Genomic DNA, 19,682 nt, shown 5'->3' on the forward strand with positions numbered 1-19,682 from the left:
GTTGCCTCCTTTGATTGTATTCATGCTTTGTCATACTGCCATCTATTCGAATCGAAGAATAAGATCGATTACACGCTAACTTTAACCATCGCCGGACGGATGACTTTTTCTTTCAGCATATAGCCTTTTTGCAGTTCCTCCACAACGATGCCTTCCTCGTGCTCATCGGATTCAACTTGCATAACCGCCTGATGGAATTCCGGGTTAAACGGTTGTCCGACCGATTCAATCGGCTGTAAGCCTTCTTGGGCAAGCACTTGGTCGATTTGACGGAAAGTCATTTCCAATCCTTTTACCAGCGAGTCAAAATCTTTCGTTTCCTTGCTTGAAGAAAGCGCGCGCTCGAAGTTATCAACTACCGGCAGCAGTTGTTCGATTAATTTAAGCGAAGCGTACTTCGCAAAATCTTCTTTCTCCGTTCTTGCACGGCGGCGGAAATTATCGAAGTCTGCTTGAACGCGCAAAAACCGCTGATAGTTTTCTTCGGCTTGCACACGCAGCTGTGCCAACTCATCAGGCTGTTCGGCAGCTTCTGCCGAAGCTCCCTGCTCTACCGCTTCTTCCTGTTGGCCGTTTTGCGCTTCTTCGGCTGCGTATGTAGCATTCACTTCCTGCTCTGCTTGCTTCTCTCCTGTACTCAATGTCCTTCACCTCCTTAAAAAACTGCTTCTTACCGTAAGTGTACCCATCTTCAAGCCTCTTCAAAAGGCTGTTTCATTTTGATTACGGTATGAATGCGCAGCACCGCCGCAGCTACTTCTCCGGCTGCTTGCAGCGCGTGGATCTTCACTTCCGCGGGGTCGACGACGCCCGCCTCGATGAAATCCGTCACCTGGCCGCTGTCGCAGTCGATGCCGAGGCTGTCGGAATCGCGCGCAATCTGCGCCGCCTTCAGCTCCTCGACCTTCTCCAGCGGGTTGTAGCCCGCGTTGACGACAATCTGCGACAGCGGCTTGCGCAGCGCTCCCGCTACCGCGTCAACGCCGAACGCCTCCATGCCGCGCATCGTTTCGCGGCGGCGCTCCAGATCGCGCGCGACCGCCAGCTCCGCGGCGCCGCCGCCGGGCAAGTACCCGCCGCGCACGGCGGCTTGGACGGCCGAGGCGGCGTCCTTCGCGATGCGCGCGCGCTCGCGGGCGGCTTCGCGCGTCGCCGCGCCGACGACGACCGTCACGCGCTGCTCGCCGCCGCCGCGGCCGACGCGCACGCGCGCAAGCCGCTCGTCGTACGCGGCGTAGCCTGCGCGGCCGAGCGCGGCCTCAAGCTCGCGCGCGCTCTTGCGCAGCGCCGTGCGCCTCACCGGCCGGGCGCCGGTGTGCTCGCTCAGCTGCTGCAGGTCCCTGCGGGACAGCCGCTGCAGCACGAGAATGCCGTGGTCGGAGCAAAACTGCTCCGCCTCCGGGTCCACCCCCTGGTCGGCCGCGATCAGGCCGACCCCGAGTTCCGGCAGCAGGTCCAGGCTGCTGCGAAACTGCTCTCTCAGCGACATGTACCGCTGATAGCCCGCTTCGGTCACCAGCGATTCCTCGCTGACCGCCTCCGGCTCCAAAGCGTCCTGGAGCACGAGAACGGATATATCTCTTAATTCTGTATCCATATGCACGTTCATCGGCTTTTGACTCAAGACGATGCCGGGCCACACTTCGCTCCCCGCATCTTCATGCGCCAGCACGCTATCGGCGAAACAGTAGCCTTCATCGCGCAGTTTCGCCTCGCCGACCGCCTCCGCGGCGTCCACGATCAGTCTGGCCAAATCGGCCTGTTCGCGGCCTGCCGTATAGGCGATCCGGACGAGCGCGTCGTCGCCCAGTCCGGATATTTCCCTGCGCCGCTCGCGAAAGCTGCGGACGGCCAGTTCGATGCCGTGCTGCATGCCGCTCACGACTTTGGCGACAGGCACGCCGCGCGTCACTTGCGCGACGCCTTCGCTGACCAGAGCGCCGGCGAGTACAGTCGCTGTCGTCGTCCCGTCGCCGATTTGCTTTTGCTGGCTCTGGGCAACCTGGATCATCAGCCTGGCCGCGGGATGCGTAACGTCCATTTTCTCCAGGATCGTCACGCCGTCATTCGTAATAATGACTTCCCCATGCGCCCCTACGAGCATCGTGTCCAGCCCCTTGGGGCCTAATGTGCCTTCGACAGCCGAACATATGGCCCGAACGGCCGACGCATTGTTCATGAGCGTGGAGTAGCGGTCTTCCCCATCGCTGTGGACCTGCTTGTTTCCACTCATCCCTGCAGGCACCTTCTTTCAAACGTTAGCATCTTATTTACCGTACCATCGGCCCAGTACAACTTCAAGGTGCCTGGATAAATGGTTGAGCAAATTAATGACCCTGCCGTACTCCATCCGGGTAGGCCCCAAAATGCCGATCGTCCCGATCGGCTTGTCGCCAATCGAGTAAGACGCGGTAATCAAGCTGCAATCGTTAATCGCTTCAAGGCTGTTCTCGGTGCCGATCTTGACTTCAATGCCCCCGCTCGACGGCGCAAACAACTTGATCAAGGTCGGCGCTTCTTCGAGCAGGTCGAGAATGCTCTTCACCTTATCGACGTCCTTGAACTCGGGCTGGATCAACATATTGGTCATGCCGCTAAGAAAAACGCGGTCCTTCTCATCGTTCTGAAGCACGCTCTCCACAACGGATAGCAGCTCCTCGTAGCCATTCACATATTTGCTCAGCTCTGTGGAAATTTCATTATATAGCTTGGACTTGAATTGCAGCAGCGGCACATCTTTCAGCCTGGCGTTCAAGAGGTTAACGACTTTCTCGATTTCCGACATCGGAACCCCGTCGGGAATCGTGACGGTCTTGTTCTCGACATGTCCCGTATTCGTGACGATAATAGCTACCGCCGTCGTATCGGTAAGCGGCACGATTTGAAGATGCTTGAGCGTCGTGCTGAACACCTCGGGTCCAAGAACGATGGATGTGTAATTGGTAAGGCTGGACAGCATGCCCGCAACGTGCTGGATGACATCCTCCATCTCCTGGATGCGTTGGGCGAATACCAGCTTCATCGCATCAAGCTCATGCGCGTTCAGCGTACCTTGCTGAAGCAGATGGTCGACATAGTAGCGATAGCCTTTGTGAGAGGGAATACGTCCTGCCGATGTATGAGGCTGCTCCAAAAAGCCCATTTCCTCCAGATCCGACATTTCATTGCGGATCGTAGCCGGACTGAATCCGACGTTCCCCCGCTTGGAAATGCTCCGCGATCCGATCGGCTCTGCCGAGCGAACATAATCATCAATGATCGTACTCAAAATCATTCGTTGACGCTCAGATAACATCCAAATCCCTCCCTGCTAATCGCACTCTCGATGTCGTTAGCACTCTTGCTGAGTGAGTGCTAAATCCTAATACAAAAATAACAGACCCTAAGGTCTGTTGTCAAGTCAATCCAATCGTTTCAGCACGGCGATTTCATCGCAGCAGTACTGCTTTTTGCAATGAATGCAATCCTTCCATACCTTCTCCGGAAAAATTTCCTTTGGCACGACGGTAAAGCCGTTTTTTTGAAAAAAAGCGACCTCGTAGGTCAAAGCCATCACTTTTACGATGTGCTGGTTCCGCGCCTCTTCTACGAGAAAATCGACCAATTTGCCGCCGATGCCTTGTCCCTTGTAACCTTGCGTAATGCCGAGCGAGCGAATCTCCACCAGATCGGGGCCTAGTCTGGTCAAGGAGCCGCAGCCGATCAGCTTGCCGTCAAATTCCGCCACGACGAACGTCTCGATCTGTTCTTCAAGCATCTGCCTCGTTCTTGGGAGCATGATTCCCTGCTTCGCATACCCTTGTATAATATCGTAAAGCTTTTCTATATCCTCTATAGAAGCTTTTCTCACCGTAACTGTCGTCGTCATCCTATATCCCACCATTCACACACGAAAAATACATAAAACCCACGCCGGCGCGAGGAAGCGGCTGCACCGCGGAGCGCCCGTGGATTTATGTATAAATATACAGTAATTCGTATATTTGCACAAGAGCTAATTTTCACCCTCTAAATCTCCCTGGAAGGGAGACCCCAGGGGTTCCGCCCCCTGGACGACGGCGGTTTGCAGGAAAATGGGAGTTTTGTGCATGAAAGTTTGGATAGCGGTTGGATCGCTTTCGTACCTTTCAGGTACACGCTTTCGGCTAGAGCGAGGGGGGGAAGCGGTCTTAGCGCCTGGCGACGTGACACGCTTCCCGTCTCAAAACTGCTACTACTACGTTACCTCACGACAAGAAAGAGCCAAAAACCTCATTGCCCAGCAGGATGCCTTCCTTTGACAGGCGGTATCCGTCTGCCGTTTGTTCCAGCAGTTTGCGCTTGAGCCATTTGTCCAGCGTCGGGCCGAACTCGGATTCGATCGTCACGCCGAACTGGCGTGTGAAATCGGCGTTTGTTACGCCCTCCATCATGCGGAGTCCGACCATCATGAAGTCTTCCATCGCTTCCTGCCGCGTCACCTCGAACTGTTCCATAATCGGCAGGCCCGTTCGGGTTGCGTCGATGTAAGGCTGGATGCCTTTCACATTGACGTGCCTTTGCCCGTTCATGTATCCGTGCGCGCCTGCACCGAGACCGTAATAGCTGCGGTTGCGCCAGTACATTGAATTGTGTCTGCTTTCGTAGCCCGGCTTGGCAAAATTGCTGATCTCGTACTGTCCGTAACCGGCCTCCGTCAATGTTTGCATGATCAGCAAGTACATGTCCACTTCTTCCTCTTCGCTCGGCAGCGGAAGCTGATTTTTGTGGTACAGCGTGTGGAACAATGTATTTTCCTCAACTTTGAGGCTGTAGATCGAATAGTGCTGCAAATTTAGCGCCAGCGCCTCTTTTAGCGTTGCCTGCATGATCTCCACCGTTTGCTTCGGCAAGCCGAACATCAGGTCGATGGACAAATTGCGGAAGCCCAGCTTTTTCGCGTTGTCCAGGCTGCGGTAGACGTCGTCTGTATTATGAATCCGCCCGATTGCCGCGAGCAGATCGTTGTTGAAGGACTGCACGCCAAAGCTGATGCGGTTGACGCCGCCTTCTTTCATGACAGCCAGCTTGTCTTCGTCCGTCGTGCCGGGGTTCGCTTCCATCGTGAACTCGACCTCGCCGCTGTCTGCGGGAAAATAAGTGCGCACCATGCGCAGAAAACGTTCCATCTGATCGGGCAGCAGGACGGTCGGAGTGCCCCCGCCGACGAAAATCGTCTCTACCCTGCCGATCGGCTGCCGCTCCACCGTCTGCTCCATCTCCCGCTCCAGGGCGTCGAGATACTCCATGACCGGCTGGCCTTTCAGCACATAAGAATTGAAGTCGCAATAATGGCATTTGTTCGTGCAAAAAGGGATATGAATATAAACGGCCGCCGGGGCCGCTTGGGCTTTTTGAATGACTTGCATCGCAACCGTTCCTTTCTTTTCTTTGCGAAAAAAGCCAAGGGACAGTTCGCAGCTGTCCCCGGCTTATCATCTTTTACTCGTCGATTTTCAATACGGCCATGAACGCTTCCTGCGGCACTTCGACGCTGCCGACCTGCTTCATGCGCTTTTTCCCTTCCTTCTGCTTCTCCAGCAGCTTTCTTTTCCGGGAAATGTCGCCGCCGTAACATTTGGCGAGAACGTTTTTGCGCATCGCCTTCACGGTTTCGCGGGCGACAATTTTTTGTCCGATCGCCGCTTGAATCGGCACCTCGAACATTTGTCGCGGGATCAGCTCCTTGAGCTTGTCGCAGATGATTTTGCCGCGGTTGTAGGCGCCGTCGCGATGCACGATAAAGGATAGCGCGTCAACCTGCTCGCCGTTCAGCAAAATGTCCATCTTCACAAGACTGGACTTTTTGTAGCCGGTGAGCTCGTAGTCGAACGACGCGTAGCCTTTCGTTCTGGATTTCAGCTGGTCGAAGAAATCGTAGACGATTTCCGACAGCGGGATGTCATAGGTCAGCGTGACGCGGTTGGCATCCAAATATTCCATGTTCAGGTATTCGCCGCGCTTGCCCTGGCAAAGCTCCATAATGGTTCCGACATAATCATTGGGAACGATGACGGAAGCTTTCACGTAAGGCTCCTCGACGAAGTCGATGCGCTGCTGATCCGGGTAGTTGGACGGGTTGTCGATGTCCATCACTTCGCCGTTGGTCAGCGTGATGCGGTAAATAACGCTCGGCGCGGTCGTAATGAGCGGAATGTTGAATTCCCGCTCGATCCGCTCCTGGATAATTTCCATGTGCAGCAGGCCCAGAAAGCCGCAGCGGAAGCCGAATCCGAGCGCCGAGGATGTTTCCGGCTCGAAGCGCAGCGAGGCGTCGTTCAGCTCCAGCTTTTGCAGCGCCTCGCGCAGATCGTTGTAATCCGACGTTTCGATCGGATACAATCCGCAAAAGACCATCGGGTTGATGCGGCGGTAACCCGGCAGAGGCTCAAGCGCAGGCCGCCCCGCTTCCGTCACGGTATCCCCGACGCGCGTGTCGCCTACGTTTTTGATGCCGGCTACGATAAAGCCTACGTCGCCCACGTCGAGCGAGTCGACGATGGACATGCGCGGCTTGAACGCGCCTACCTCGATGACCTCGAACGTTTTGTTCGTCGCCATCATCTTGATTTTGGAACCGGCCCTGATCGAGCCGTCCACAACCCTCACGTACACGATTACGCCTTTGTAGGCATCGTAATGCGAGTCGAAAATCAGCGCCTTCAGCGGATTGTCCGGGTCGCCCTGCGGAGCCGGAACTTTTTGGCACACCTGTTCGAGAATTTCCTTGATGCCGATACCGGCTTTCGCGGAGGCGAGCACCGCTTCGCTGGCGTCAAGTCCGATCACGTCCTCGATCTCCTGCTTCACTTTATCCGGATCGGCGCTTGGCAAATCGATTTTATTAATAACAGGCAAAATTTCGAGATTGTTGTCGAGCGCCAGGTACACATTGGCGAGCGTTTGCGCTTCGATGCCCTGCGCGGCGTCCACGACAAGCAGCGCTCCTTCGCAGGCCGCCAAACTGCGGGACACCTCATATGTAAAATCGACGTGTCCCGGCGTATCGATCAGGTTAAGGATATATTCCTCGCCGTCATCCGCGCGGTAGCTGAGCCGCACTGCCTGCAGCTTGATCGTAATGCCGCGTTCCCGCTCCAGATCCATCTGGTCGAGCACCTGCTCCTGCATTTCCCTCGAAGAGAGCGCGCCTGTATATTCCAATATCCGGTCGGCAAGCGTCGACTTTCCATGGTCGATATGTGCAATGATCGAAAAGTTGCGAATTTTCTTTTGTCTGGCCCGAATGTCCGTCATTCTTACGACTAACCCCCAACATGCAAATAATTTTCATTATAGCAGTTGTGGGAATGTACAGCAATGTGCTGCTAGAATACTGCGGAAAAACTCCGCGTTCCGGAGCCTGCCGCTCGCGTATCGCCTACATCGTGCGTGAGCATAAACAGTTGCTTGCGTACGTATTGTCGGGAACATGAGTGTGTTTCGTCGGCATGCGTGAACATCGATGGTAGCATGCGTGCACACCGCCGGTGTCATGCGTCAGTACCTCCGGCATCGTGAGTGTGTATCCCGGCGCCATGTAGAAAACCTGCGATTGTACAGACTTTTGCCCAGGAAATAGCCCGTTTTTGAGAAGAGCCTGCGATTGTGCGGGAACTATCCGTCAGTGGGAGTCGAGAGCAGCATGTTAACTGAAAAAACTGTAGATTTGCAGGAATTTTTCCTAACAAGCATTATCTGCTAGCCAAAACCTGCATTTCCCATATTTTTGAAATAATGCACATTAGAAAGAGCGCATCTGTATAAACACGTAGATTGTTGATAAAGTGGCGAGTTAACGCTCTTCCCCAACCCACGCCTCTCTTGCACGGGTTGCGGTGCTGAAATGGGGATACGGGTGGCTTGGCAGGGAGAAAACCTGCGAAAGTGCAGTTTTTTTCTGTAAAAGTAGTTCATTTTGGTGAAAAGCCTGCAATTGTGCAGGAATTTTCAACGAAAATGAATCTGAGCCCATGTTCTTGGCGAAAAGCCTGCACTTTCGCAGGAATTTTTCGTCTCCAGCGTATCAACCGAGCAAAAACTGTACTTTTGCAGGTTTTCTTCGCGCAACCAGGCAGATTGTACAACTGGACTCTGGCGTATGGAGTTCGGGAGCAGCCTGATTTTCACAGGTTTTGCACATACCACAGGTTCGGCACACATTGCAGGTTTTGCACATACCACAGGTTCCGCACACATCGCAGGTTTTGCACATACCACAGGTTCCGCACCACATCGCAGGTTTTGTACATACCACAGGTTCGGCACACATCACAGGTTTTACACACACCACAGGCTCTGCACATTACAGGTTTTGCACATGCCACAGGTTCGGCACGCATCACAGGTTTTGCACACACCACAGGTTCGGCACACATCGCAGGTTTTTGCGGACGGCCCGGCCGCTGTATGACGGCGGAGCGGTCGGCCTCCCCGCCGTCATGCAGCGTAACACCGCGCGCTGGGAGCTAGCTGCACGCGGTGCGAAGCCTCTTCAGCTTTGTTTCCCTTCCCCTTTGCCGAGCACGCCGTCGAATAGCGAAACGAACGCCTTGATCCCGTGGTGAGCGGTAATTTGCAGCAAGTCGCCGAGCTTGTTGCCGACGCGGTTCAGCGCGTTGTCGTGGTCGGCGACGGGATCGGCCTGCTCCTTGTCCTTCACCGGGCTTTCCTTGGCGTTGGCGGCGGACGCTTTCGCTTTCGCGCCGCTATCCGCCTTGGCCGGGGCTGGACTTGGCGAAGGAACGGCCGCCTTCTCCTTCGGCTTGGCCGCGGCCTCCTGCACGTTTGCCGTGGCGAGCGTCAGCGGCCCCTGGATCTGTTCGACGCCGCTGGTGGCCAGGCTAACCCCGAACAAGATGCAGAACAGCAGCAGCAGTCCCAGCATCGCCACTTTCAGGTAAAAATGTTTCATCCTCATCGTCCCCTTCCCTCCGGCCCAAGCGGCTCATAATGGTTTCGGCGCCGAGGCGTCCACTTTTTTCGCATTCAGAATGACTTCCGATATGGCGTCCGCCAGCCAGTCGGTTGTCCGGTAGCACTCTTCAAGCGTATTGTAAGGTCCGCCGACCTCGATCAGGATACTGCTCGGCGAGAAGTTCTGGTTGTACAGGCCGTTGCCTTCGTTGGCTTCCTTCGCATGGATGCCCTTCGATACTCCCGGATGCTTCGATTCCAGCGCCTGATGGATGGCGTTTGCGAACTCCTCGTTCTTTTTCCATTCCGGGTTTTTGCCGCCGATAATAAAGTAAACCTGAGCGTAGTCTTTCCCGTCGATCGTGACCGTCGTATTTTTGCGGACGGCCGAGTCGCGGTGAATGTCGAAAAAATATTGCAGGTCCGGATGCGCGGCCGCTGCTTCCTGCAGCGTTTTCAGCGAATATTTATAAGAGTACGGGTACTTGAAACCTTTCACCGTGTTCGGATAAACGGTATCCGAGTGGACCGCGCCGATGCCGTCTTTTTCCAGGTTTTGCGCCAGCCGACTGCCGACGTTAATGACGCCGATCTTGTCGCTGTAAGCTTCGTCAGGGTCTGTAATGCCTTTGAGCTCGGGCAGGAACGATTCGTTGCTGTGCGTTTGATAAACAAAAGCGACATTTTTGCCTGCCAATTTCGGCGGCGTGGCGCCGGAAACTGCAGTCGGCATAGGGCTTGGAGCCGTTGACGCATCAGGGGCGGCGGGAAGCGACGTCTGTTCTGCCTTTGCAAAAACATCTGCAGGCGGGTTCGCATGGAACGGCTCGCTGGGGTTGGCCGCGCTACCCGCGACCAGCACCGTCGTTCTGTCCGTATCCATGCCCGGCAGCTCGCGGGCCATCAAGCTTTTCGGATCATGCGGATTAATATCGGTCACGAGGCGAAAAGCGAAATTGAATACGTTATGTTGGGAAAACGTAAATTTTTTGTTGTTTTTGTTCAGATGCGGCACTTCCATGCCCAGCATGTCGATAAAAAACTGATTGGTGACCGATGCGGCAAGTCCTTTCATGGATGAGACGGGGGAGGCGGTCATCACCCGCGTTTGCAGGTAGCTTCCGAGCCCTATGAGAACGAAAATGGCTAGGGTGGCCAGGCCGAGCAGGAAAAAAGTCCTCCCCAGCGTGTTGGCGCTCTGGTACGTTTTGCGGATGCGGCTAAGATTGAGTGTGGCGGATGTCCATTTCATCACAGCGATTCCTCCTAATCTATCTTACTTTAATCTATGAAACAGGCCTGCCCGCGTAGAACCCGAGACGATAGAAAATTTTTGATAGACAAAATAGAAAGAACCCCTGTTCAGGAGCTCCCGTAAAAAAGCATATGCCTTTAATGCGTGTAAGCCGAGACGTTCTCGGCGCTGACAGCGTCGTGCAGCGCGGCGTTAAGGCCGCTGGCGATGATGTTGGCGATGTCCTCGATGAACTCGTCGATCTCCTTCGGCGTTACGAGCAGGTCGTGACCGACCGGATTGAGCACCTCTCTGACGAGCATCAGTCTCTCTTCCTCCTGCATCCCGTCGAGCAGCCCGAGAATTTGCCCGGTGTTGCTCGTCCGCTCGCCAAAGTGTTTGCGCATCATATCGAAGGTGTTGTTCACGATCGTCGAAGCGTAGACGACGGTCGGCACGCCGATCGCGATTACGGGAACGCCCAGCACCTCTTTCGTCAGCCCTTTGCGCTTATTCCCGATGCCCGATCCCGGATGTATGCCGGTGTCGGCGATCTGGATCGTCGTATTCACCCGCTCCAGCGACCGCGAAGCGAGCGCATCGATGGCGATAATGACGTCCGGACGGGATCTGTCGACAATTCCCTGTACGATATCGCCGCTTTCAATGCCCGTAGTGCCGAGTACGCCGGGGGCCACGGCGCTCACAGCCCGGTAGCCGGGCGTTACGTCGTTCGGGTAAAGCTCAAAATAATGGCGGGTCACCATCACATTCTCCACAACGAGCGGCCCCAGCGCATCGGGCGTAACATTCCAGTTGCCGAGACCGATGATCAGCGCTTTGGCGTCCGCAGCGATCCCGATATCTTTCAGGAAGCGCTCGAATTCCTGGGCGAACTTGGTCGCAACCCGGTCCTGAAGATCGCTGTCCTTTTGCCGCAGCGCAGGCACTTCGATCGTTATGTAATGACCGGGAAGTTTGCCGAGCGCTTGCGAGCCCTGCTCGTCCATGACGTGAATCTTCGTCACTCTGATTCCGTTCTCCCGTTCGGACTCCGTTTCAATGCCCGGAATATTTTGCCCCTGTCGCGCTGCTTGCGCCATGTCTCTGGCGTCCAGAGCCAGGTCGGTATGCGATGAGTAAATGTTTAAGTCCATAGTGAATGCTCTCCCTCTTCTCTGTCGGCAAGTAAAATTATTGTGCGACGAAGACGCGACCGTTATGCAAAAAAGAAAGCTCATTGAACAATACCAGCTATTGCATTTTCAGATTTAGCATGGTAGAATACTTAAAGTTGTCAGCAAACATGAAAATGTATCGTTGAACGTGTTTTGTGAAGTAGGAGGTGAATTTCATGCCAAACATTAAATCCGCTATCAAACGAGTAAAAGTTAGCGAAAAGCGCCGTCTTCGCAACGCTTCCCAAAGGTCCGCTCTGCGCACCGCTGTGAAAGCTTTCGAAACCACTGCTGCTAGCAATAATGTAGAAACTGCCAAAGAAGCGCTGATCAATGCTTCTAAGAAATTGGACAAAGCAGCTTCTAAAGGTTTAATCCATAAAAATGCCGCTAACCGCAAGAAGTCCCGTCTGGCTAAAAAGCTGAACGCTCTTTCGGCTCAAGCGTAATCCCAGCACATACAAGCAAAAGTCCAGTTTCCCTCGCGGGAACTGGACTTTTTTGTTGTCAGCCGCTCACGCCGCCAGGCGGAGCAAAAACATTTCCAAACCGAGCACCTTGTCGATGCGGCCGCTCTTCATTTGAAAATCGAGGTCGGCGAGCTGCGATAAAATGAGACAAAGCTTGTCCGTCTCGTATTTTCTCGCCTGGCCTTCCGCGATTTTTACCGCATACGGATGCAGGCCGACTTGGGAAGCCATCTGCTGCTGGGAATATCCCTGCTTGCCAAGCTCTTTTACCTGCAGCATAATCCGGAACTGCCTGGCAATAAGCGCGGCGATTTTGATCGGCTCTTCACGCTGCTTGAGCAGCTCTTCAAGAATGACAAAGGCGCGTTCCAGCCGGAGCTGCACGATATCTTCGATCAATATAAATACGTTCTGCTCGGTGCTGCGGGCGACGAGCTGATCGATCGTCTCCCCGGTCGCTGTGCCTCCGGAGCCGATGTATAAATATATTTTCTCGATTTCGGCAGATAGCGCCTGGAGATTACCGCCGGTATACAAAATCAGCTGGTCGGCTGTGCCGGACGCGAACGAAAAGCCCAACTTCTGGGCCTGCCTTACTACCCACTGCTGCAGCTCTTCCGCGGTCAGCGACAAGAAAGGGATCGCCGCATCGCGCTCCTTCAGCGATTTGACCACTTTTTTGCGCTCATCCAGCTTGTCCGCGTCTACGGTAAACACGATGACGGAATGGTCGACCGGCGACTTTAAATATTCGATCAAACGTTCCAGGTTGTGCTCCGCCTTGCTGTTGTCTCTTGCCCCGGTGAAAAATACCGCATTGGTTGCGATAATCAGCTTCTTGGGCACCATAAACGGCAGCGTCTCGGCATCTTCCAGCACGGAAGACAAACCGGTTTCCCCGAGGTCGAATTTGCTTACGGCAAATTCCCTGTGCTCGGGCTCAATCAGCGCGTCCGACAAATATTGAATAAACTCGCGCATTCTATATTTCTCAGGTCCGTAGCATAAATAAACCGGCGCGGTGCGGCCTGCTTGAATTTCTTTCAACGCCTTTTTCGCATCCATGTGCATCCACCTCTTGACTATCTTACCAACAACAAAGGGATTGCGTCAAAATCCGAAGATGTTGACGCAATCCCTTTGCCGAGCAACAGGAAGAATTTGTACCGGAAGCAGTCTCCTTCTCCCGGAAACAGCATCTATTTAAACACCGGCGCAAAGGCTCTAGAAACCTTTGGCCGAGTGACCGAACCCGAGGTTCGCTCTCTTAAACTCTCTTTACGATAAAATACGCTGAACGTTAACGTTTGGTGCATCGTGTTAAAAAATTATTTGGATTTCTCCGATTTGGCCGAAACGTCGATGACGAACGTCTGCGTCTTCCCGTCGCCCGTGGACACCTGATACGTAAGCTTGTTGTCTTTGGACCATTCAACGAAAACAATTTCATCCGACGACGGCCATTTTTGTTTGGACGTAAAGACGGTTTCCTTGGACGCAGCGTCCCGAACGACAACCTGCTGATCTTTCACGACAGCCTCATACGTTCCCGTGACAGATTTGAAAGCTTGCGGTTCGGCCATCAGAAATCCGCGCATTCCGGCCTGATTGCTTACATTCGGATCTGCCGGCGGCTCTGAAGACGTAGGAGCAGGCGAAGATGAAGGACCCTCCGTTTTCAGCTTGTTTGCGGCCTGGGGCGTCTCCGTCGGCACCGGCGCCTGGTCAGCAGCGGCGGACTCCTGCGAAGCAGCCGGCGTCTGATTTGCGGCAGGCGGCTGCTTACTGCTTGGCGAAGAAGCGGGCGCAGCCTGATGGCCCAAAGGCTCGGGATCGGTCGCTATCGGTCCCATTTTGGAAGATGCAGCCGAAGCTTTATCGTCTTTGGAATCCGAACGCTGATCGAGCATAGCCGGCGGCTCCAGCTTGGCGGCACTGCCCGCACTCACCGCACCCGGGGTACTTGTCGGCCCGAAAGCTTTAGACTCCTGCTGTGCCGGAAATATGGAAGCGGTCGGCTCTGGAACGGACAACACGTTCCGCTTTGCTTCACCGCCGGCGCCGGCGCTGTTATCCGCCGATGCGGCTGTTTGCGCTGCTGTGGATTTCGACTCCTTCTTGGCCTGCGGCTGAAGAAGCGCGTCCGCCTGGTCATATGAAGGCTTGCCTGTCTGGAAAACAAAAAATCCGATAATTAAACCGGCAGCGACGATACCGCCAGCCAACTTCCATGAAATTTGCGATCCGAACGCGCGTCTCCGAGGTTGTCGTTGAGGGTGCCCGGAAACGGATGAATGGCTTGCCGGCTGAACGGCAACCATTGTTGTATCGGCAATGGGAGCTTCTGCCTGCAACCGTATTTCGTTCAACTGCGGCAGTATGGCATCAACCAGGCTGTAGGGCGGAAGCACCTTGGGCAGCTGGGTCAGCTCATCGGACAAACTTCGCAGCCGTTCGAACATTTCCGCGCATTCCAAACAATGCATCAGGTGGACATGCAGCTCCTCTTCCTCCTGAGCATTCAAATCTCCATCCAGATGTCTTTGCATAAGCTCCATCACCTCTTGACAATTCATCCCCGAACACCTCCTTTCTGATAATCTTGGAGTAAAGTTTGCAGTTGCTGCCTGGCTCGAAACAAATAAGACTTCACCGTATTCAGCGGCAAGTTCAACGATTCTGCAATCTCATGATACGAAAAGTCTTGCAAATAGCGAAGCACAACTACAGATCGATGGTGCTCGGGAAGCTTGTCAATCGCTTCTCGAATATCTTTTGCCAAATAACCGGTTAAAATTTCCTGTTCTACATTGTGCTCTGCTGTAAAAATCATCTCATGCTCATCAATGGATACCGTAGGCTTCGCTTTGCGGAATTTATCTATGCAGATGTTGGTCACAATCCGCTGTACCCACGTCTTGAATAACGCTTTTTCCTCGTATGAATGAATTTTGGTATAAATTCGGATCAACGCCTCCTGCGAAGCGTCGAGCGCATCCTGTTCATTGCCAAGAATATAGTAAGCGGTTCGATAGACGTGAGATTCAATTTCTCGCAATAGGGTTATGAGAGCATCACGGTCACCGGCTTGAGCGTTTCTTACCAGTTCGGGTGCTACCACTGGGATCCCTCCCTCTTGCAACCTTACAGACGTATGCTTAGCTCAGAAGGTTGCAATCTATAGAATAAAAAACATTTTACCAAAAGTCACTATCGAAATAACAAAAATAGCGCAATAAACAAAAAAATATCCTTGATCCGTATATTAGACGAGGCAAAGCGGAATTAGGTTAAAGAGAATTCATGGAAACACGCAGCTCCTCCCGATTATTATAGACTAGAATTACTTCCATTGTAAGGAATTCCTGCAGAAGGCATAGTACTATGTTTATGTAGTACCGAGAAAACGCGGTTAGAATTTTCTATAAACGGTAAAAATACGATCAACTGCCTGTGCGGCTGTTGCTGCGTATGGCAGAGATTCCAGCATGATGCTTTGGCGAGGTGACGATCGATGCAATTTACCAGTTGGTTCGGAAGCACAAAGTACCGCTCGGCCAAAAAGCAGTGCAGTCCGCTCTTGAACGAACACTTGACCGCGTCATTGTCGCAGCATATTGCGGACATACAAACCTTGTTCACGAAGACGCCGGACCTGAATATCCGCCGGCTTACGATCAGACAGACCGGTGAGGCGGCAGCGCTCGTTTATCTGAATGGGCTCGTGGACAAAAGCTCGATCAATAACAATGTGCTTCAGCCGCTTCAACATGAAACGGGCGTCGCAAACAGCGATTTTACGACCTTGGTCGGACAAGTCCAGTCCCTCTCCGTATGGTCGCATGTGCAGGCGGCCATTTTTCACGGCAAAAGCGTGCTTTTTGTCGACGGGCGGACCGAAGCCTATGCCTTGGATACGCAGGGATGGCCGCAGCGCGCGATTGTCGATCCGCAGCTTGAGGCTTCCCTGTCCGGAGCCCACCAAGGTTTTGTGGAGACAGGCATGCAAAACATCGCATTAATCCGCCGCTACATTCCGGACCGGGAATTGAAAATAAAGGAACTGACGGTAGGACAACGAGGGCAAACTTCCGCATCGATTTTATATTTGGCCGATGTCGCAAATCCGGAAGTTTTGCAAGTGCTGGAGAGCCGTATACAAAATCTGGATGTAGACACTGTGATCACCACCGGCGAGCTGGCCGAGATGATCGAAGACAATCCCCGTTCTCTGTTCCCGCAATTTATTACAACGGAAAGGCCGGATTCCGCCGCTTCGCAAATTTTGCAGGGCAGATTCGCCGTTGTGCTGGACCGTTCTCCAAGCGTGCTCATTGCGCCCGTCGTTTTTATGTCGTTCTTTCAGACCGTTGACGACTACAGCACGCGCTGGTCGATCGCCACTTTTATTCGGCTGCTGCGGATGTTCGCTTTTTTCGTTGCGATTCTTTTGCCGGCCTTTTATATTTCCGTTATTTCCTATAATTTTGAGATCATTCCAGTTAAACTGCTGCTGTCGATCGGCGAATACAGGGGCCGGGTTCCCTTTCCGCCGTTCTTTGAAGCCGTTCTGATGGAGCTCACCCTCGAAATGATCCGCGAGGCGGGAGTCCGCCTCCCTGCGCCGGTCGGGCAAACGGTCGGCATCGTCGGCGGCATCGTCATCGGGCAGGCCATCGTACAGGCAGGGCTAATCAGCAGTGTCATGGTGATTGTCGTCGCTTTCACGGCTATTGCATCGTTCATTTTGCCCAACTACGATATGGTCGCCGCCATCCGGCTTACCCGCTTCGGGATGATGATCGCCGCCTCCATGTTCGGCCTCGTCGGCATCTTGATCGGAATGCTGACAATGATCAGCCATCTGATTTCGCTGGAGTCGCTCGGCACTCCTTACACCAATCCGTTCGCGCCGGCACGTCCCGCCGATTGGAAAGATACGGCTGTCCGGCTGCCCCTTTGGCTAATGAGAAGACGCCCTTCCGGAACGAAGGCGATACAATCGCGGAGAAAAAAGCCGAGTCGTTCGGACGGTGATCCGGGATGAACAAATGCGTCCGCAACGAGATTACGCTCGTGCAATTTATTTGCATCCAAGCGAGCATGGTGATCAGCGTCGGCTTCATATCCATACCGCGGGTGTTGGCCGAGAAGGCGAGCACAGACGGCTGGATGACGCTCTTTGCCTGTTGGGTCATTACCACGGTTTCCAGCCTGGTTGTCGTCCAGGTGATGAAAAAATATCCCGACGGGACTTTGCTTGACCTGCTGACGCATTACTTTGGCAAATGGGCTGGCAGAACGGGGGCAGTTCTGCTTGCGCTTTACTTCTTCTATTTCAGCTATACATGTATTGTGTATGCGGTTTTGATTACGAAAGAGTGGCTTTTGCCGCAAACTCCCGAGTATTTGATTATGATTTTGCTGCTCATTCCCACGTATAATGTCGTGCGCGGCGGTCTTCGCATAACAGGCAGATTCGCCGAAACCGTGCTGCTTCTCACCTTATGGATACCGCTCGTTTACCTGCTTCCGCTGAAAAACGCCCATTGGCTCCATTTGTTTCCCTTGTTCAAGAAAGGATGGCAGCCCGTTATTGCTGCGGTACCGGATACGATATATTATTTCTTGGGTTTTGCGGCTACCTTTATTTTCTATCCGTATTTGCAAAACAAAAGGAGGGCTGCACTCGGCTTGACGATCGCCAATTCGTTAGCTACGCTCGCCTACCTGCTGGTCACGATCGTCTGCTTCGTCTATTTCAGCCCGAATGACATAGCAAAATACAGCGAACCTGGGATCTTCGCCCTGAAGACTATAGAATTCAAGTTTGTTGAACGAATCGAAATGATCTTTATCGTCTTCTATTTGATCATTTTTACGATGGCATGGATACCTCCGATGTTCATTATCGTCTACTGCACAAGCTGGCTGCTCGGAAAATCGGATCACACCAACCACCTGCGGGCGCTGTGGCTGCTGCTTGCCGTGGGCACGTATTTCTTCATGCCGACCTTTCCGCAGAGCACGAAGTTGAATGCCCTGCTTGGCCAGCTCGGCTTGGGCGTAGAATATGTGTTTCCCGTGTGCATGCTTCTTTACTTGTGGCTGTATGATCGCTTTCGCCGGAGGAGGAACAATGATTAGACATCTTCTGCGTGCCGGGCTTATCGCCGCACTCCTTGCCGCCACCGGTTGCAGCGATCGCGTGGATTTGGAAAATGTTACGAATAACTTCTCGCTTGGCATCGATCTGACTCCGGATAAACATGTGATTTTCTATATGAGTTCGCCCGTATACAGTAAAAGCGCAAAAAAGAAAACGCAGGAGAGAAGCGTCGAAGTGGATACGATTCGCGAGGCGAGAAGCAAAATGGAGGAGAAATCGGCGGGATCTATCGTCGGCAAAAAGGTGTTGACGATACTGATCGGCAAGCGCATCCTCGAGCGTGAAGACTGGTTCCCGCTCCTTGATGTGTTTTTCCGCGATACGAAAAATCAGCTGACACCTAGAATGATCGCTGTGGACGGGCCGGTCTCCAAAATTATTTATTTGAATCCGAAAGACCAGCCGTACACGCCAATGCTGCTTCGCGGAATGGTCGATACCAAGAGCGCCAGATCGGAGACCGTATCCACGACTCTTATGGAGCTGCGCCGGCAAATAAGCGATACCGGGCTTACCCCCAGCATGTCCGAAGTTGCACTGGACAAAAGAAAAGAAATCCGGTTAAAAGGCACGGCACTGCTGGACAACAAAGGAAAATATGTACTCACGTTGAATGCCGTGGAAACGAAATTGTTGCGAATACTGCAAAAAGAAGCGAAAGCCCCGGTCAACATGACGGTGACCATTCCCGGCGCTCCCCTGCAGGACCCGTTTTCTACGAATAAATTAGGTTTCGAGGCCAGCCGGATCAAAACGAGCATTCGAACATCGTACAGCGGGAACAAGTTTCACTACGATATTAAAGTTCGTATGTTCATTGGTATCAGGGAACGAATGTTCCCTTTTGATGTGCAAAAAAATGAAAAAAAACTGGAGGCACTCATTACAAAGCAGTTGGAAAAGCGGTTTGAACGGTTGATTAAAAAAATTCAAGCCCACAAGATCGATCCGATCGGTCTAGGGCTGTATGCACGGGCGAATTCATTTGCCGAATTTGAGAAGGTGGCGCAAAACTGGGGCGCAGAGCTGGCCAAGGCTGACATTCGCGTAGCTGTTAAGGCAACGATCAAAGATACCGGACCTATGAAATGATTTTAGTCCAGCCAGCCGTTTTTTTCGGCGATGCTGATCGCATCGATGCGGTTTTTGGCATCCAGCTTTTGCATAATTTCCGAAACGTAATTGCGGATCGTGCCCCCTGACAAAAACAGCCGCTTTGCCATTTCGCCCGCCGACAAGCCCTGCGCAATCAGCTTTAATATTTCCCGTTCCCTTTCGGACAGCGGATTGGCGGCTTCCCAAACCGACAACGCCAGCTCGGGACTGACGGCGCGCCCGCCCGCATGCACCTTGCGCAGCGCCTCGCCCAGTTCGCCGATAGGGGCGTCTTTGAGCAAAAAGCCGTGTACGCCGGCCCTCATCGCCCGCCTGAAATATCCGGAGCGGGAAAACGTCGTCAAGATGACGACGCGGCAAGGATGCCGAAGTTCCTTTAATTTTTCCGCAACATCCAACCCGGTCATCTTTGGCATCTCGATATCCATAATGCAAATATCCGGTTCGACCGTTTGAATCAGCTGCAGCGCCTGCTCCCCGTTTTCCGCCTGCCCGACCACTTCGATGTCGGCTTCCAGATCGAGCAGTGCGCTCAGCGCACCGCGAAGCATGCCCTGGTCTTCGGCAACGATAACTCTCAT

17 protein-coding genes are annotated in these 19,682 nt (G+C 53.4%); 4 read left to right on the forward strand and 13 right to left on the reverse strand.

Features of this window, described 5'->3' with window-relative positions; translation table 11 throughout:
* Positions 1-68: 68 nt before the first annotated feature.
* The 9 genes from grpE to gpr all read right to left on the reverse strand — a co-directional run bounded on the left by grpE (position 69) and on the right by gpr (position 11,325).
* Complete coding sequence (grpE, locus tag AC3G2T_RS11520) at positions 69-641, reverse strand: nucleotide exchange factor GrpE (RefSeq protein WP_474683433.1); 573 nt, start codon at positions 639-641, stop codon at positions 69-71.
* A 50-nt stretch (positions 642-691) separates the two neighbouring features.
* Positions 692-2,233, reverse strand: a complete 1,542-nt coding sequence (locus AC3G2T_RS11525) for a TCP-1/cpn60 chaperonin family protein (protein ID WP_488435524.1) — start codon at positions 2,231-2,233, stop codon at positions 692-694.
* A 33-nt stretch (positions 2,234-2,266) separates the two neighbouring features.
* Positions 2,267-3,295, reverse strand: coding sequence for a heat-inducible transcriptional repressor HrcA (hrcA, locus tag AC3G2T_RS11530; protein ID WP_474683431.1), 1,029 nt, complete (start codon positions 3,293-3,295; stop codon positions 2,267-2,269).
* Positions 3,296-3,400: 105 nt separating this feature from the next.
* Positions 3,401-3,868, reverse strand: coding sequence for an N-acetyltransferase (locus AC3G2T_RS11535; RefSeq protein ID WP_474683430.1), 468 nt, complete (start codon positions 3,866-3,868; stop codon positions 3,401-3,403).
* A gap of 358 nt (positions 3,869-4,226) precedes the next feature.
* Entirely contained in the window at positions 4,227-5,387 is a 1,161-nt protein-coding gene (gene hemW / locus AC3G2T_RS11540) for a radical SAM family heme chaperone HemW (protein WP_488435525.1), read from the reverse strand.
* Between the two features lie 73 nt (positions 5,388-5,460).
* Positions 5,461-7,275: a translation elongation factor 4 gene (gene lepA / locus AC3G2T_RS11545; RefSeq protein WP_488435526.1), complete on the reverse strand. Its 1,815-nt coding sequence runs from the start codon at positions 7,273-7,275 to the stop codon at positions 5,461-5,463.
* A 1,237-nt stretch (positions 7,276-8,512) separates the two neighbouring features.
* Positions 8,513-8,932 carry a DUF3679 domain-containing protein gene (locus AC3G2T_RS11550; protein WP_488435527.1) on the reverse strand — a complete coding sequence of 140 codons (420 nt, stop codon included), beginning with the start codon at positions 8,930-8,932 and terminating at the stop codon, positions 8,513-8,515.
* A 33-nt stretch (positions 8,933-8,965) separates the two neighbouring features.
* On the reverse strand, positions 8,966-10,186 hold the full coding sequence (gene spoIIP / locus AC3G2T_RS11555; protein ID WP_474683464.1) for a stage II sporulation protein P: 1,221 nt from the start codon (positions 10,184-10,186) through the stop codon (positions 8,966-8,968).
* A 140-nt stretch (positions 10,187-10,326) separates the two neighbouring features.
* Entirely contained in the window at positions 10,327-11,325 is a 999-nt protein-coding gene (gene gpr / locus AC3G2T_RS11560) for a GPR endopeptidase (protein WP_474683426.1), read from the reverse strand.
* Positions 11,326-11,522: 197 nt separating this feature from the next.
* Between gpr and rpsT the strand changes: the two genes are divergently transcribed.
* Positions 11,523-11,795 (forward strand): 30S ribosomal protein S20, encoded by a 273-nt coding sequence (gene rpsT, locus AC3G2T_RS11565; RefSeq protein WP_474683425.1) that lies wholly within the window; start codon positions 11,523-11,525, stop codon positions 11,793-11,795.
* Between the two features lie 66 nt (positions 11,796-11,861).
* Here the strand turns inward: rpsT and holA are convergent, their stop codons facing one another.
* The 3 genes from holA to AC3G2T_RS11580 all read right to left on the reverse strand — a co-directional run bounded on the left by holA (position 11,862) and on the right by AC3G2T_RS11580 (position 14,937).
* The gene (gene holA, locus AC3G2T_RS11570; protein ID WP_488435528.1) at positions 11,862-12,881 is read right to left on the reverse strand and encodes a DNA polymerase III subunit delta; all 1,020 of its coding nucleotides are present in this window, start codon (positions 12,879-12,881) and stop codon (positions 11,862-11,864) included.
* A 263-nt stretch (positions 12,882-13,144) separates the two neighbouring features.
* On the reverse strand, positions 13,145-14,392 hold the full coding sequence (locus tag AC3G2T_RS11575) for a zf-HC2 domain-containing protein (protein ID WP_488435529.1): 1,248 nt from the start codon (positions 14,390-14,392) through the stop codon (positions 13,145-13,147).
* Positions 14,389-14,937 (reverse strand): RNA polymerase sigma factor, encoded by a 549-nt coding sequence (locus tag AC3G2T_RS11580; RefSeq protein ID WP_474683422.1) that lies wholly within the window; start codon positions 14,935-14,937, stop codon positions 14,389-14,391. Before AC3G2T_RS11580 ends, AC3G2T_RS11575 begins: the two co-directional genes overlap by 4 nt.
* Positions 14,938-15,330: 393 nt before the next feature.
* On the opposite strand from AC3G2T_RS11580, the gene AC3G2T_RS11585 reads away from it, so the two are divergent.
* Genes AC3G2T_RS11585 through AC3G2T_RS11595 form a run of 3 tightly spaced genes read left to right on the forward strand, consistent with a single transcriptional unit; the run spans position 15,331 to position 19,077 of the window.
* A complete protein-coding gene (locus AC3G2T_RS11585; protein WP_488435530.1) occupies positions 15,331-16,863 on the forward strand; it encodes a spore germination protein in 1,533 nt (510 codons plus the stop codon).
* On the forward strand, positions 16,860-17,963 hold the full coding sequence (locus AC3G2T_RS11590) for a GerAB/ArcD/ProY family transporter (RefSeq protein WP_474683420.1): 1,104 nt from the start codon (positions 16,860-16,862) through the stop codon (positions 17,961-17,963). Before AC3G2T_RS11585 ends, AC3G2T_RS11590 begins: the two co-directional genes overlap by 4 nt.
* The gene (locus AC3G2T_RS11595; protein WP_474683419.1) at positions 17,956-19,077 is read left to right on the forward strand and encodes a Ger(x)C family spore germination protein; all 1,122 of its coding nucleotides are present in this window, start codon (positions 17,956-17,958) and stop codon (positions 19,075-19,077) included. Before AC3G2T_RS11590 ends, AC3G2T_RS11595 begins: the two co-directional genes overlap by 8 nt.
* A 2-nt stretch (positions 19,078-19,079) precedes the next feature.
* Here AC3G2T_RS11595 and AC3G2T_RS11600 read toward each other — a convergent pair whose 3' ends face one another.
* Entirely contained in the window at positions 19,080-19,682 is a 603-nt protein-coding gene (locus AC3G2T_RS11600) for a response regulator transcription factor (RefSeq protein ID WP_488435531.1), read from the reverse strand.

The organism is Paenibacillus sp. sgz302191 (genome assembly GCF_057749925.1).

Excerpts from the sequence above, each read along its gene's own strand:
- AC3G2T_RS11525 (WP_488435524.1), bottom strand. The coding sequence starts at position 2,233 with ATGAGTGGAAACAAGCAGGTCCACAGCGATGGGGAAGACCGCTACTCC.
- hrcA (WP_474683431.1), bottom strand. The coding sequence starts at position 3,295 with ATGTTATCTGAGCGTCAACGAATGATTTTGAGTACGATCATTGATGAT.
- AC3G2T_RS11535 (WP_474683430.1), bottom strand. The coding sequence starts at position 3,868 with ATGACGACGACAGTTACGGTGAGAAAAGCTTCTATAGAGGATATAGAA.
- hemW (WP_488435525.1), bottom strand. The coding sequence starts at position 5,387 with ATGCAAGTCATTCAAAAAGCCCAAGCGGCCCCGGCGGCCGTTTATATT.
- lepA (WP_488435526.1), bottom strand. The coding sequence starts at position 7,275 with ATGACGGACATTCGGGCCAGACAAAAGAAAATTCGCAACTTTTCGATC.
- AC3G2T_RS11550 (WP_488435527.1), bottom strand. The coding sequence starts at position 8,932 with ATGAAACATTTTTACCTGAAAGTGGCGATGCTGGGACTGCTGCTGCTG.
- spoIIP (WP_474683464.1), bottom strand. The coding sequence starts at position 10,186 with ATGAAATGGACATCCGCCACACTCAATCTTAGCCGCATCCGCAAAACG.
- gpr (WP_474683426.1), bottom strand. The coding sequence starts at position 11,325 with ATGGACTTAAACATTTACTCATCGCATACCGACCTGGCTCTGGACGCC.
- rpsT (WP_474683425.1), top strand. The coding sequence starts at position 11,523 with ATGCCAAACATTAAATCCGCTATCAAACGAGTAAAAGTTAGCGAAAAG.
- holA (WP_488435528.1), bottom strand. The coding sequence starts at position 12,881 with ATGGATGCGAAAAAGGCGTTGAAAGAAATTCAAGCAGGCCGCACCGCG.
- AC3G2T_RS11575 (WP_488435529.1), bottom strand. The coding sequence starts at position 14,392 with ATGAATTGTCAAGAGGTGATGGAGCTTATGCAAAGACATCTGGATGGA.
- AC3G2T_RS11585 (WP_488435530.1), top strand. The coding sequence starts at position 15,331 with ATGCAATTTACCAGTTGGTTCGGAAGCACAAAGTACCGCTCGGCCAAA.
- AC3G2T_RS11590 (WP_474683420.1), top strand. The coding sequence starts at position 16,860 with ATGAACAAATGCGTCCGCAACGAGATTACGCTCGTGCAATTTATTTGC.
- AC3G2T_RS11595 (WP_474683419.1), top strand. The coding sequence starts at position 17,956 with ATGATTAGACATCTTCTGCGTGCCGGGCTTATCGCCGCACTCCTTGCC.
- AC3G2T_RS11600 (WP_488435531.1), bottom strand. The coding sequence starts at position 19,682 with ATGAGAGTTATCGTTGCCGAAGACCAGGGCATGCTTCGCGGTGCGCTG.